Source organism: Micromonospora sp. WMMD1076 (genome assembly GCF_029581475.1).
Lineage (GTDB): Bacteria > Actinomycetota > Actinomycetes > Mycobacteriales > Micromonosporaceae > Micromonospora > Micromonospora aurantiaca.
On the sequence record NZ_CP120862.1, the window covers coordinates 4,024,362 to 4,037,566 of the forward strand.

Genomic DNA, 13,205 nt, shown 5'->3' on the forward strand with positions numbered 1-13,205 from the left:
CGGATCACCGGCTCACCGCCGGGTGGGCGGCGGCCCGGGACAGGTACGCCAGGACCAGTTCCTCCAGCGTGACCGGCGCGCCGTCGCGTACCGCCGGACCCCGGACCACGACGCGGCCCGGCTCGGCCCAGACCACCTCGGCCCCGGCGGGCACGGCGGCGTTCCGGTGGTGCGTGGCGAGCAGGTCCCGGACCGGACCGGCCACCTGCACCCGGGCGGCGCAGAGCACGACCAGGTGGTCGCAGACCTGTGCCACATCGCCGAGCAGGTGCGAGGAGAGCACCGCGCCCGCGCCGAGTTCCCGCACGAAACCGGCCAGCCCGTGCATGAACTCGCGGCGGGCCAGCGGGTCCAGTGCGGCGGCCGGCTCGTCGAGGATCAGCAGCTCGGGCCGCTTCGCGGCGGCCAGCGCGAGGGCCAGTTGCGCCCGCTGGCCCCCGGAGAGCCGGCCCGCCTTCTGCGCCGGGTCCAGGCCGACCTCGCCGACGCGCCGCCGGGCCAGTGCCGCGTCCCAGGACGGGTTCAGCCAGGCGCCCATCCGCAGGTGCTCGGCGACGGTGAGGGAGCCGTAGACCGGCGTGTCCTGGGCGACGAAACCGACCCGGGCCAGGTGCGCGGCGTCGGCGGCCGGTGGCGAGCCGAGCACTGTCAACGATCCCGAGGTCGGCGCGATCAGCCCGCAGGCCAGTTGCAGCAGCGTGGACTTCCCGGCACCGTTGGGGCCGACCAGGCCGACCACGTGCCCGCGCGGAACGCTCAGGTCGCAGTCGGCAAGCGCGGTGCGGCGGCCGTACCGTTTGGTCAGCCGTTCGGCGTGCAGGGCGAGTGGTGGATGCATGCGGCTCATCCTGGGCACGCCGGGACCGGCGGGCATCGGTCCGGAGCAGGGTCCGGCGTGCGGCGGACCCTCCTTTCGGCCGGTTCGGCCCGGCCGCCGATCTCCTAGCGTGCTGGGCATGGCTACCGAACGGCTCACCCGGGTGGCGGCGACGGCGGGGCTCGCCGTGGTGCTGCTCGCCGCGATCGGCGTCCAGGCGGTGGCGGTCGCCGCGAGCTGGGGCCTGCGGTACTGGCTTCCGGGCGGCGCGGCCGCCGTCGTGGTCGGCGTGCTGGCTCTGGTACGCCACCGGCAGCGCGTCGTCACGGCCACCGCCGGACTCGTCGTCGCCGGGTCGGCCGTCGCCGCGGCCCGGCTGTTCGACCTGCCCACCGAACCGGGGCCGGCGCTGGCGCTGGCGTCGGCCGTCCTGGTCGGGTCGGCGGTGCACGCGCTGCCGCCGCTGCCCGCCGGCCTGATCGCCGCCGGTGGTCTCGTGGTGGCGGCCGGGGCGTCGGCGGCGGCCCGGACGGGGGCGGGCGGGTCCGGAGTGGTGGCGCTCAACGCCCTGTGCTGGCTCGGCGGGGTCGTCGCCGGGCTCACGCTGCGGCTGTTCGACGAGCGGGCCCGGGCCACAGTCGAGCGGGTACGCCGCGACGAGCGGCTGGAACTGGCCCGGGAACTGCACGACGTGGTGGCGCACCACGTCACCGGCATGGTGGTGCAGGCGCAGGCCGCCCACCTGGTCGGACGGCGGGATCCGGCGCGCGCCACGGAGTCGCTGGCCGGCATCGAGGCGGCCGGGGGCGAGGCGCTGCGGGCCATGCGCCGCCTGGTCGGGCTGCTGCGCGACACCGCCGACGCGCCCCCGGCCTCGGCCGGTACCGAGCAGATCGAGGAACTGGTCGAGCGGTTCCGCAGGCAGGGCCCGCCGGTGCGGCTGCGGCTGCCGGGGGAGACGACCTGGCCGCCGGAGGTCACCAGCACCGTGCACCGGATCGTCCGGGAGGCGCTGACGAACGTGGCCCGCCACGCGTCGCACGCCGGCCAGGTCACGGTGGACGTGGCGCAGGAGCCGGACGCGGTGGTGGTCGAGGTGACCGACGACGCGTCCGGCGTGCCCGCCGAGCAGCGGGGCGGATACGGCCTGATCGGCCTGCGCGAGCGGGTCGGGGCCCTCGGCGGCACGCTGCGCGCCGGTCCCCGCCCGGACGGCGCCGGGTGGTCGGTGCGGGCGGTGGTGCCGGACGGGAGCGCGTGATGACGATCCGGGTGCTGCTCGCCGACGACCAGGCGATGGTTCGCGGCGGGCTGCGGCTGATCCTGGAGGACCAGCCCGACATCACAGTGGTCGCCGAGGCGTCCGACGGCGTCGACGCGGTAGCCCGGGCCCGCCGGCTGCGTCCGGACGTCTGCCTGGTGGACATCCGGATGCCGCGCCTCGACGGGCTCCAGGTGACGCGGGCGCTCGCCGGACCCGGGGTGGCCGACCCGCTGCGCGTCGTCGTGGTCACCACGTTCGACCTGGACGAGTACGTCTACGGCGCGCTGCGCGGGGGAGCGGCCGGGTTCCTGCTCAAGGACGCCGGGCCGGCGCTGCTGGTGGAGGCGGTCCGGGCGGCGCACCAGGGCGACGCGCTCGTGTCCCCGTCGGTGACGGTCCGGCTGCTGCGGCACCTGACCCCGCCCGCGCCACCCCGCGACGAACGCCGCCCGGCGCTGTCGGAGCGGGAGATCGAGGTGGTACGCGAGATCGCCCGGGGCCGGACGAACCTGGAGATCGGCGCGGAGCTGTTCATCTCGCTGAGCACCGTCAAGAGCCACGTCTCCGCCGTGCAGACGAAGCTCGGCCTGCGCAACCGTACCGAGATCGCGGTCTGGGCCTGGGCGCACCGGATCGTCGACTGAAACCGTTGGCGGACGCCCTACCGTGCGTTGTACGTCATCGACGGGGGCACAGACGTGGAACACGCGATCGTCGCGGAGGGCCTGCGCAAGCGGTACGGGGACACGGCCGCGCTCGACGGATTCGACCTGCGGGTGCCACCGGGCACCGTGTGCGGGCTGCTCGGCCCCAACGGCGCCGGCAAGACCACAGCCGTACGCATCCTGGCCACGCTGCTGCGCTTCGACGGCGGGCGGGCCGAGGTCGCCGGCTACGACGTGGCCGGGCAGGCCGACCAGCTCGCCGACCGCGTCCGCGTGCTCGCCGCGTTCGGGCTGATCCCGCTGCTGCGGTTCGCGCTGGTCTGGGTGGGCGTCTTCCTCGGCCTGACCGTGAAGGGGCAGAGCGCGGTCACCGCCGTGCAGACGCCGGAGTTCCCGCTGGGCTTCCTGTCCAGCGCGTTCGTGGCGCCGTCCACTATGCCCGCGTGGCTGGGTGCGGTCGCCGAGTGGAACCCGCTGTCCGCGACCGTCGGGGCCACCCGGGAGCTGTTCGGCAACCCCGGGTGGGGCGGCGGCTCGTGGGTGGCAGCGCACCACCCGCTGCTGGCGGTGCTCTGGCCGCTGGTGCTGGTCGCGGTGTTCCTGCCGCTGTCGCTGCGCCGCTACCGGGCGCTGAGCTGCTGAGCCGGACCCCGGGGGCGGCCGTGCGCCGCCCCCCGGAGGCGGTCACGGTCCCGTGAGCACCACCAGCTCGCCGGTCGCCCGGGTCATCGCGACGTACCGGTCCACCGCGCCGGAGATCCCGCCGCCGAACGACTCCGGGCCGACCAGCACCACCAGGTCGAACTCCAGTCCCTTGGCCAGCTCCGGGGTCAGCGACCGGACCCGCTCCGAGGCCGGGAACGCCGGATCGCCGATGACGCACGCGACGCCCTCGGGACGGGCGGCGAGCCAGCCGTCCACCACCGCGCCCAGCTCCGCGCGGGCGCCGTGACGCACCGGTGCGCCGTCGCGGATGGACGTGGGCACGTTGGCATCCGGCAGCACGGCCCGGATCACCGGTTCGGCCGCCGCCATCACCTGCGCCGGGGTGCGGTAGTTGACTGACAGCGTCGCCACCTCGACCCGGTCGAACCCGGCCCGCGCCAGCCGCTGCGGCCACGACTCGGTGAACCCGTGCCGCGCCTGCGCCCGGTCACCGACCACGGTGAAGCTGCGCGACGGGCAGCGTGCCAGCAGCATCTGCCACTGCGCGTCGGTCAGCTCCTGCGCCTCGTCCACCACGACGTGCGCGAACGGCCCGGCCAGGAGGTCCGGATCGGCCACGCTCAACGCGCTGGAGTCGACCAGGCTGGTGCGCATGTCCTCGCCGTACAGCATTGTCATCAGCCCTTCGCCGTCGTCGTAGGCGTGCGAGGCGATCAGCGCGTCGACCACCGTGTCCATCTCGGCGCGCTGCGTGGCCAGCACCGCCTCGTCGCGGCGCCGCCGCAGCGACGCCTCCGGGTCGCCGACGCGCCGCCGGGCCGCGTCCAGCCAGGGCAGGTCCGCGACAGTCCACGCCCGGGCGTCGGCCCGCCGCAGCGTACGGATCTCCTCGACGCTCAGCCAGGGTGCGCACCGGCGCAGGTAGGCCGGCACCGACCAGAGGTCGGCCACCACGTCGAGCGGGTCGAGCAGCGGCCACGCCCGGCCGAACGCGGTGAGCAGCTCCCGGTCGCGCGCCAGCGCCCGGCGGACCGCCTCCTCCGGCTCGTCGCCCCGGTACTTCTCCACCAGGATCGTGAGCAGTTCCTCCCACACCTCGTCGCGGGCCTCGTTGTGCGGGACGCCCGGTCCGGCCGCCTCGAACGCCGTCGTCCAGTCGCCGGCGGTCAGCCGCAGCTCGCCGTCCCCGACGCCGACTGTCAGCCCGGCGGTGGGCGGCTCCTCGTAGAACCGGACCGCGGCGTCGATCGCCCGTGCCGGGTCCGCGGACGCCTTCAGCCGGGCCACCTCCGGGTCGGTCTCCGGCGCCGCCGCGGCGCCCTCGGGCACCAGGTCGGCGAGCGTGCAGATCTGCACGTCCTCCTCACCCAGGCTGGGCAGCACGTCGGATACGTAGTTCAGGTACGGCTGGTGCGGCCCGACCACCAGCACCCCGCCCCGGCGCTCGCCCAGCCGCGGGTCGGCGTGCAGCAGGTACGCGGTCCGGTGCAGCGCCACCACCGTCTTGCCGGTGCCGGGGCCGCCGTCGACCACCAGCGCGCCCCGCGACCCGGCCCGGATGATCGCGTCCTGGTCGGCCTGGATGGTGCCGAGCACGTCGCGCATCCGCGCCGACCGGGTCGCGCCCAGGCTGGCGACGAACGCCGACTGGTCGTCGAGCGCGGCGTGCCCGGCCAGCCCGTCGGCGGTGAACACCTCGTCCCAGTAGTCGGTGATCCGCCCTCGGCTCCACCGGTACCGGCGGCGGCTGACCAGGCCCATCGGGTCGGCGTGGGTGGCGCCGAAGAACGGCTCGGCGGCGGGGGAGCGCCAGTCCAGCAGCAGCCGTCCGCCCGCGCCGCCGGTCAGGCCGAGCCGGCCCACGTACACCGGTTCCCCGCCGTCCGCGCCGACCATCCGGCCCAGGCACAGGTCCAGGCCGTAACGGCGCAGCGTACGCAGGCGCGCGCTCAGCCGCCGGACCTCCTGGTCCCGGTCGACCGCCTGCCGGCCCCGGCCGCCCGCGGCCCGGCGCGTGGCGTCGAGCCGGTCGGTCAGGTCGGCGATCGAGCGGCGCAGGCTGTCCGCGATGGCGGCGAAGTGCCGCTCGTCGGCGGCGATCAGGTCCGGGTCGGCCTTCGCGGACAGACGCTCGGGAAGATCGAAAACGCTCGTGGCAGGCAGATTCAACTCGTCTCCGATCACGGGCACGGCCGAGCCTCCGCTCTTCGCGGCTTTTCGAATGCCTCGGCAATGGGTTACGGCCGGCAATTCTGCGCCCTCACCCCGGCCTTGCGGCAAGACCGGGGGCACGCTATATGTTGGTAGTGGCGGGAGAACCCGCCATTCTTTTTGCGCGAGCAATTCTCGGGCTCCCCCTTTTCCGGCGTCCCGCCGACCGCCGATGACCGGCGTGGCCGGTAGGATGACGGCACCATGTCGAAGGAGCGCCGGCGCAAGGCCGATCCCGCCCGCAGCCTGGCCCTTCTCTGGCGCACCCGGGAACCGGCCAGCCGCGGCGCCGGTCCCGGCCTGAGCGTCGATCGGATCGTGCGCACCGCCATCGAGATCGCCGACGCCGACGGCATCGACGCGCTCACCATGCGCCGGGTCAGCGAGGCGCTCGGCGTGGGCACCATGTCCGTCTACACGTACGTGCCCGCCAAGGCGGAACTGCTCGACGTCATGGTGGACACCGTCCTCGGTGACCTGCCACGCCCGTCCGACGTGCCGGGTGGCTGGCGGGGCCGGCTGGAACGCATCGCGCGGGACAATCTCGCGCTCTACCGGGCCCACCCGTGGCTGCTGCGCGCCGAGACCACCCGGCCCGTGCTCGGCCCGAACGTGCTCGCCAAGTACGACTACGAACTGCACGCCGTCGCGGACATCGGGCTGGACGACGTGGAGATGGACGCGGTGCTCACGCTCGTGCTGGGGCACGCCAAGAACGCGGCCCGGGTCGCGCTGGACGTGGCCGAGCTGGAACGTGAGACCGGGATGACCGACGACCAGTGGTGGCAGACGCACGGGCCCTGGCTGGAGAAGTTCATGACCGCCGGCAGCTTCCCGCTCGCCGCGCGGGTCGGGACCGCGGCCGGCATGGCGCACGGCGCGGCGTACGGGCCGGACCACGCCTTCGAGTTCGGTCTCCAGCGGGTGCTCGACGGCATCTCGGTGGTGGTGGCCGACCGCGCCGCGGATGAGCCGGAGCCCGGGAAGACCTTGTAATCCTACCAGTTAAGTAGGAAACTCTCCCTGGGGTCGGCGATCCCCCGTCACCCCTCGCCTCCGGCTGCCCTCCGTCGCCCGCGCGTACCCGTAGGAGCCCTCATGAGCAACGCGCCCACGCCACCCGAACCGCCCACCGCACGCCACTCCCGGCTCGCCCTCAACGAGGACTGGGCAGCCACAGTCCTCGGCCTCGCGCTGCTGCTCCTGGTGCTGGCCGGCGCCATCCCCGCCGGGCTGGTGCCGTGATGGCCGGCGCCCCGGAATCCGCCACCCGGAGCACCGCCGCCGGGCCGCCCGCGGCCGATCTGCGTTCCGGCGCTTTCTGGGCGTGGACCGCACTGGGCCTGCTGGTGGTGTTCGGTCTCGCCGCGCTCACCCGGTTCCTGGAACAGAACGTGCTGGTCTGGGCCGAGGGAAGCGCGGTCGAGGACGTGGCGGCCGCCGTCGAGTACCCGGTCTACGCGATCCTGCTCGGCCTGCTCGGGAACCTGGTAGTCACCGTGACCGGTCTGCGTGACCGGATCTCCGCCGCGTTCCGTACCGAGTTCTTCATCAAGACCGGCCTGGTGCTGCTCGGTGCCTCGATCAACCTGGCAGTCATCGCGAGCGCCGCCGGTCCCGCCATCGCCCAGGCGGTGCTGCTGATCAGCGGCGTGTTCCTGTTCACCTGGTGGCTGGCCGGGCGGTTCGGCCTGGACGAGAAGCTGCGGGCGCTGCTCGCCTCGGCGGTGTCGATCTGCGGAGTGAGCGCCGCGATCGCCGCCGCCGGAGCGGTCCGGGCACGCCGGGAACAGCTCGCGTACACGGCGAGCCTGGTCATCGCGTTCGCGCTGCCGTCGATCTTCCTGCTGCCGTGGCTGGCCGACGTGCTCGGCCTCTCCGACGCGGTCGCCGGCGCGTGGATCGGCGGCAACATCGACACCACCGCGGCCGTGACCGCGGCCGGCGCGCTCGCCGGTGAGGACGCGCTCCAGATCGCCAGCATCGTCAAGGTCACCCAGAACGCGCTGATGGGCGTGGTCGCGGTGGCGCTCACCGCGTACTTCGCGCTGCGGGTGGAGCGCCGCCCGGACTCCCCGCGCCCCGGGCTCGGCGAGCTGTGGCGCCGGTTCCCGAAGTTCGTCCTCGGGTTCGTCGCCGCCTCGGTGATCGCCACCTGGTACCTCGACGCCGCCGGCGCGGACGGCAAGGCCACCATGGCGATCGTCACCGACCTGCGGGTCTGGTTCCTCATCCTGGCGTTCGTCAGCATCGGCCTGGAGGTCCGCGTGTCGTCGCTGCGCGAGGCGGGCTGGCGGCCGGTGACCGTGTTCGCCGCCGCCACCGTGTTCAACCTGGTGCTGGCCCTCGGGCTGGCGTCGGTGCTGTTCCACGGGTTCACGGTCTGACCGGTCCCGCTCCGCCGCCTGCCCGGCCGTCGCTATCGTGGCCGCGTGATCACCTGCGTCGTGCACTACACGATCGACCCCGCACAGCTCGACGCGTTCGAGCGTTTCGCCCGCACCTGGATGCGGCTGGTGGCACGGCACGGCGGTGTGCACCACGGCTACTTCCTGCCCGCCGAGGGTGCCAGCGACCGGGCCGAGGCGCTGTTCAGCTTCGAGAGCCTGGCGGCGTACGAGCAGTACCGGGCCCGGTTCGGAGTGGACCCGGAGTTCGTCGCCGCCGACCGGATCCGCGAGGAGTCGGGCTGCGTCCTGCGGTACGAGCGCACCCGGTTCGTGCTCGTCGACGGCCGGGTCGCCGCCACGTGGACTGTCGACGCGGGCGTCGTGGTGGTCGAGCCGCTGCGCGCCCTCACCCGCGCCGAACGCGCGGCCGTCGCCGCCGAGGGCGGCGCCGTGGCGTCGTTCCTGTCCGAGGGTGACAACCAGGGGGTACGCGTCGTCGCCCGTTGAGCCGCCTCACCGGCTGCGGCGCGGCTGGCCGACAGTGAGTGCCAGCTTCCCGACGTAGTGATCGTCCAGGGCGCGATGCGCCTCCTCGGCCCGCTCCAACGGGAAGGTCCGGGCGACGTGGACCTCGAAGGAGCCCGCCTCGATGATCGCGTTCAGTCGATCGGTGGCGGCGCGGCTCCGATCCCCGTCGTAGTGGTGCACCGGCGCACCCGGCGGCGACGCGAGCGCGGGCAGGACGCCGTTCGGCCAGGCGATCCGCCTGCTGCGCAAAGCCCTGGGCTGACACGCACCCCGGGGTTCCCCGCACACGCTCTCAGGCGCGGGTCGCGCGGCCCATCCGGGTCACCGCCTCGGTGAGCACGGCGGGGGAGGTGGCGAAGTTGAGCCGCACGAACCCGGCGCCGCCGGAGCCGAAGACGTGCCCGGAGCTGAGCGCCACCCGGGCCCGGTCGAGGAACATCCGCGCCGGACCGGCCAGGTCGCTCGCCACGCCCGGTCCGTCGCCCGCCTCGGTGGGTACGCCGAGGCGCCGGCAGTCCAGCCAGGCCAGGTACGTGCCCTCGGGCGGCCGCCACGACACGCTCGGCAGGTGGTCGGCCAGCAGCGATCCGAGCAGCGCCCGGTTCGCGTCGAGGCCGTCGAGCAGCCGGTCCAGCCACGGCCCGCCGGCCCGGAACGCGGCGGTGTGCGCGAGCACCCCGAGGTGGCTGGGGCCGTGGCTGACCTCCTCCGGCATCCGGCCCAGGTCGTCCGCCGCGTCCGGCCCGGCGACCGCCAGCGCCGCCTTGAGCCCGGCCAGGTTCCACGCCTTCGACGCCGACAGCAGCGCGAACGCGTTCTGGGCGCCCGGCACCGTCAGGTACGGCGTGAACCGCGCGCCGGGCAGCGCCAGCGGCGAGTGGATCTCGTCGGCCACCACCCGTACGCCGTGCCGGGCGGCCAGCTCGGCGACGGTGGCCAGCTCGTCCGGCCGGTGCACCACACCGGTCGGGTTGTGCGGGTTGCAGAGCAGGAACGCCGGCCGGTCGCCGATCGCGCGGGCCCGGCGGAACGCCTCCTCCAGCGCGGCCGGGTCGAGCCGCAGGTCCACGCCGAGCGGCGCCTCGAGAACCTGCCGGCCGGCGTTCGTGACGAACGCGTAGAACGGCGGGTAGACCGGGGGAGTGACCACCACCGCGTCGCCCGGGCCGGTGACCAGGCGCAGCACCTCGACCGTACCCATCATCACGTCCGGCACCAGCGAGGTCCGGCCGACCGGGAAGTCGGCCCAGCCCCACCGCTGCGCGGCGAACCCGCCGACCGCCTCGGCGTACCCGGTGCCGAACGCGTAGCCGGTGTCGCCCAGCTCGACCGCCCGGCGCAGCGCCTCGGCCACCGGCGGCGCCAGCGGCACGTCCTGCTCGGCCACCCACAGCGGCAGCACGTCCGGCGGGTGCAGCCGCCACTTCACGCTGGTGCGCCGCCGGAGCTGGTCGAGCGTGAGCTGGGTGAGCGGATTGCCCTCGTCGGCGGGAACGACCATGCGGCCCACACTAGGCACCTCCTACCATCGCCCGATGACCCACCCGGCGTACCCGCTGCGCACGCCCCGGCTGCTGCTGCGCCCGGTCACGCTCGGCGACCTCGACGACGTGCACGCCTGGCAACGCCGCCCGGACGTGGTCCGCTGGATGGCCGGCGCCGCGCCGCGTACCCGGGCGGAGTCCCTGTCGTCGGTGACCGCGATGGCCGGCGAGGACGCGCTGCGCGCGGAGGGCGACTGCCTGACGCTCGCCGTGGTGCGCGACGCGCGGGTGATCGGCGCGGTCGAGCTGGTCTGGCGCAGCGCGGCGGACCGCACGGCCGAGCTGGGGTACGTCCTCCACCCCGACCACGGCGGCAGTGGGCTGGCCACCGAGGCGGCCGGCGCGCTGCTGGACTGGGGTTTCGGCGGGTTCGGGCTGCACCGGGTGATGGCCCGCTGCCACGCGGACAACGCGCCGTCGGCCCGCCTGATGGCCCGGCTCGGCATGCGGCGGGAGGCGCGGCACGTGCGCAGCTACCGGTTCCGGGACGGCTGGGCCGACCAGCTCGTCTACGCGATCCTGGCCGACGAGCGGCGGCCCGGGGGCAGGGCGGTCTGACCGCGCTCAGCCCACCCGCCCCGGCGAGCGGCACGGTGCCGGAGGGCGGGCGGTCATGTCGCCCCGCACTCGTCTCCGACCCGGATCTCGCCGGTGGTCAGCGGGACCAGGCGGATGCCGAACCAGGTCTTCCCGTCGTAGCGCCGGTGCCGTGCCAGCGTGCGGATCGGCTCCTTCCCGGTGGCGAGCGTCTCCGGGTCGATGAGCGTCACCGCGCAGCGGTCGCAGCGTTCGGACACCCGGAAGCCGACGGCACCGATGCGCACACGCGTCCAGCCGTCCTCGGCGAACGGTTCGAACGGCCCGTCCAGCACCACGGTCGGCCGGAACCGGGCCATCGCCAGGGGCTCCGGCGCGAGCTCGCCGCGTTCCCGCGCGCCCTCGGTGATCCAGTCCCGCAGCCGCCGCAGCGACGGCACCGTGGCGACGAGCAGCGGCCCGGCGTCGGACAGGTTCAGCGGATCGCCGGGCCCACCGCCGTGGTCGGCCGACATCGGCCGGCGGCGCGGATCGTCCAGCCAGGCCAGCCGCACCGGGCGGCCCAGCCGCGCGGAGAGCCAGTCGTGGGCCTCGGCGGCGGCGAGCCGGACCGTGTCCAGCCGGGACACGTCCGTGGCGACCGGCGGCCCGTCGACCGGCTCGGCGACTGTCAGCGTCGACCCGTCGCGGGCGGCGAGCGTGATCGACCCGGAGCCGGGCGCGGCGGTCAGGCCGAGCAGCGACGGCAGGGCGGTCGAGCCCAGTTTGCCGCCGTCCGGGCGCAGCACCAGCCAGCGGCGGTCGTGACGCAACCCCCACGGCTCGACCACGGCCCGGTCGACGTCGACGCCGCCGAGGGACTTGACCGGATGCAGGTGGGCCGAGACGAGCCGCATCACCGCACCCTCAGCCGATCTTGGGGGTGGCACGTTCGATGATCGCTGCGAGGTCCAGTCCGCCCGGCAGCGTCCCGTACGCCTGCCCGTGGTCGCCGTCGAGCCGGGACGCGCAGAACGCGTCAGCGACCGCCGGGTGGCCGTGGCGCACCAGCAGCGAGCCCTGGAGCACCAGCGCCAGCCGCTCCACCACCCGCCGGGCGCGCAACTCCAGGTCGGTGTGGTCGGCCAGCTCGTCGCGCACCCGGCGCACCGCGGCGTCCAGCCGGGCGTCCGCGCCGGCCGCGGCGGCCACCTCCGCCTCGTACGCGGCGAGCACCTGCGGTTCCCGGGTGAGCGCGCGCAGCACGTCCAGCGCGGCGACGTTGCCGGAGCCCTCCCAGATCGAGTTCAGCGGCGACTCGCGGAACAGCCGCGGCATGCCGGACTCCTCCACGTAGCCGTTGCCGCCCAGGCACTCCAGCGCCTCGGCGGCATGCCCCGGCCAGCGCTTGCACACCCAGTACTTGCCGACTGCGAGGGCGAGACGCTTGAACGCGGTCTCGCCGTCGTCGCCGCGCGCCGACCGGTCGGTCGCGCCGGCCAGCCGGACCATCAGGACGGTGGCCGCCTCGGACTCCACGGCCAGGTCGGCCAGCACGTTGCGCATCAGCGGCTGGTCGGCCAGGTAGTCGCCGAACGCCCGGCGGTGGGTGGCGTGGTGCACGGCTGTGGTCACGCCGTGGCGCATCCCGGCCGCCGCGCCGATCACGCAGTCGAGCCGGGTCAGGTTCACCATGTCGATGATGGTGCGCACGCCCCGGCCCTCGTCGCCGACGCGCCACGCCACCGCGTGCTCGTACTCGACCTCGGCCGAGGCGTTGGAGCGGTTGCCGAGCTTGTCCTTGAGCCGCATCAGCCGCATCGGGTTGCGGGTGCCGTCGGGCAGCACCCGGGGGACCAGGAAGCAGGTGAGGCCGCCGGGCGCCTGGGCGAGGGTGAGGAACAGGTCGCACATCGGCGCCGAGGTGAACCACTTGTGCCCGACGAGCCGGTAGCTGCCGTCCGGCTCGGCCCGGGCCGTGGTGGTGTTGGCGCGGACGTCCGAGCCGCCCTGCTTCTCGGTCATCGACATGCCGGCGAGCAGCCCGCGCTTGGTCTGCGGCGGGCGCAGCCCGAAGTCGTACTCGCGGGTGGTGAGCAGCGGCTCGTAGCGGGCGGCCAGGTCCGGGCTGTGCCGCAGCGCGGGCACCGCCGCGTAGGTCATCGAGATCGGGCAGCCGTGCCCGGCGTCGGGCCGCCACAGGTAGAAGCCGGCCGCGCGGGCCACGTGCGCGCCCGGACGGTCGTCGGCCCACGGCGCGGCGTGCAGGCCGTGACCGACCGCGGTACGCATCAGCTCGTGCCAGGACGGGTGGAACTCCACCTCGTCGACGCGGTGGCCGTACCGGTCGTGGGTGCGCAGCACCGGCGGATGCTCGTTGGCGAGCCGCCCGTGCTCGGCTGCCTCCTCGCCACCGGCTAGCCGGCCCAGCTCGTGCAGCCCGGGAAGCGCCCAACCGGCGCCCTCGCGGGCCACGCCGTCGCACAGCGCCGGGTCGTCGGCGGTGTCGTGGCCGATCATCGGCGGGACCTGGTTGACGACCTCGTGTGTGGTCACGGCGGCAACTCCCAGCGCTGGTGGCGGATCGGGTCGGGGCCCGGATTG

The 13,205-nt window shown here is 74.9% G+C and carries 13 protein-coding genes and 1 pseudogene; 8 read left to right on the forward strand and 6 right to left on the reverse strand.

What is annotated here, in order from left to right; all coding sequences use genetic code 11:
• Nucleotides 1-4: 4 nt before the first annotated feature.
• Nucleotides 5-838, reverse strand: coding sequence for an ABC transporter ATP-binding protein (locus tag O7622_RS19100; RefSeq protein ID WP_282309523.1), 834 nt, complete (start codon nt 836-838; stop codon nt 5-7).
• A gap of 118 nt (nt 839-956) precedes the next feature.
• Between O7622_RS19100 and O7622_RS19105 the strand changes: the two genes are divergently transcribed.
• The 3 genes and pseudogenes from O7622_RS19105 to O7622_RS19115 form a co-directional block, all read left to right on the forward strand.
• Entirely contained in the window at nt 957-2,078 is a 1,122-nt protein-coding gene (locus tag O7622_RS19105) for a histidine kinase (protein WP_282309524.1), read from the forward strand.
• Nucleotides 2,078-2,725 (forward strand): response regulator transcription factor, encoded by a 648-nt coding sequence (locus O7622_RS19110; protein WP_282309525.1) that lies wholly within the window; start codon nt 2,078-2,080, stop codon nt 2,723-2,725. The genes O7622_RS19105 and O7622_RS19110 overlap by 1 nt, the downstream gene beginning before the upstream one ends.
• Before the next feature lie 54 nt (nt 2,726-2,779).
• Nucleotides 2,780-3,025, forward strand: a pseudogene (locus O7622_RS19115) (ATP-binding cassette domain-containing protein); the annotation flags it as partial.
• Between the two features lie 405 nt (nt 3,026-3,430).
• Here the strand turns inward: O7622_RS19115 and helR are convergent.
• A complete protein-coding gene (gene helR, locus O7622_RS19125) occupies nt 3,431-5,602 on the reverse strand; it encodes an RNA polymerase recycling motor ATPase HelR (RefSeq protein WP_282309526.1) in 2,172 nt (723 codons plus the stop codon).
• Nucleotides 5,603-5,827: 225 nt separating this feature from the next.
• On the opposite strand from helR, the gene O7622_RS19130 reads away from it, so the two are divergent.
• The 4 genes from O7622_RS19130 to O7622_RS19145 all read left to right on the forward strand — a co-directional run bounded on the left by O7622_RS19130 (nt 5,828) and on the right by O7622_RS19145 (nt 8,520).
• Nucleotides 5,828-6,619 carry a TetR/AcrR family transcriptional regulator gene (locus tag O7622_RS19130; protein ID WP_282309527.1) on the forward strand — a complete coding sequence of 264 codons (792 nt, stop codon included), beginning with the start codon at nt 5,828-5,830 and terminating at the stop codon, nt 6,617-6,619.
• Nucleotides 6,620-6,721: 102 nt separating this feature from the next.
• The gene (locus O7622_RS19135) at nt 6,722-6,868 is read left to right on the forward strand and encodes a hypothetical protein (RefSeq protein WP_282309528.1); all 147 of its coding nucleotides are present in this window, start codon (nt 6,722-6,724) and stop codon (nt 6,866-6,868) included.
• Nucleotides 6,868-8,010 carry a putative sulfate exporter family transporter gene (locus O7622_RS19140; protein WP_282309529.1) on the forward strand — a complete coding sequence of 381 codons (1,143 nt, stop codon included), beginning with the start codon at nt 6,868-6,870 and terminating at the stop codon, nt 8,008-8,010. The genes O7622_RS19135 and O7622_RS19140 overlap by 1 nt, the downstream gene beginning before the upstream one ends.
• A gap of 45 nt (nt 8,011-8,055) precedes the next feature.
• Nucleotides 8,056-8,520 carry a crosslink repair DNA glycosylase YcaQ family protein gene (locus O7622_RS19145; protein WP_282309530.1) on the forward strand — a complete coding sequence of 155 codons (465 nt, stop codon included), beginning with the start codon at nt 8,056-8,058 and terminating at the stop codon, nt 8,518-8,520.
• A gap of 6 nt (nt 8,521-8,526) precedes the next feature.
• On the opposite strand, the gene O7622_RS19150 is transcribed toward O7622_RS19145, so the two are convergent.
• Entirely contained in the window at nt 8,527-8,790 is a 264-nt protein-coding gene (locus O7622_RS19150) for a zinc-binding dehydrogenase (protein WP_282309531.1), read from the reverse strand.
• Nucleotides 8,791-8,833: 43 nt separating this feature from the next.
• The gene (locus tag O7622_RS19155) at nt 8,834-10,042 is read right to left on the reverse strand and encodes a MalY/PatB family protein (protein ID WP_282309532.1); all 1,209 of its coding nucleotides are present in this window, start codon (nt 10,040-10,042) and stop codon (nt 8,834-8,836) included.
• A gap of 34 nt (nt 10,043-10,076) precedes the next feature.
• On the opposite strand from O7622_RS19155, the gene O7622_RS19160 reads away from it, so the two are divergent.
• Nucleotides 10,077-10,643 (forward strand): GNAT family N-acetyltransferase, encoded by a 567-nt coding sequence (locus O7622_RS19160; protein ID WP_282309533.1) that lies wholly within the window; start codon nt 10,077-10,079, stop codon nt 10,641-10,643.
• 53 nt (nt 10,644-10,696) lie between these two features.
• On the opposite strand, the gene O7622_RS19165 is transcribed toward O7622_RS19160, so the two are convergent.
• Nucleotides 10,697-11,518, reverse strand: coding sequence for an MOSC N-terminal beta barrel domain-containing protein (locus O7622_RS19165; protein ID WP_282309534.1), 822 nt, complete (start codon nt 11,516-11,518; stop codon nt 10,697-10,699).
• A gap of 10 nt (nt 11,519-11,528) precedes the next feature.
• Nucleotides 11,529-13,157, reverse strand: a complete 1,629-nt coding sequence (locus O7622_RS19170) for an acyl-CoA dehydrogenase family protein (RefSeq protein WP_282309535.1) — start codon at nt 13,155-13,157, stop codon at nt 11,529-11,531.
• Nucleotides 13,158-13,205 lie beyond the last annotated feature (48 nt).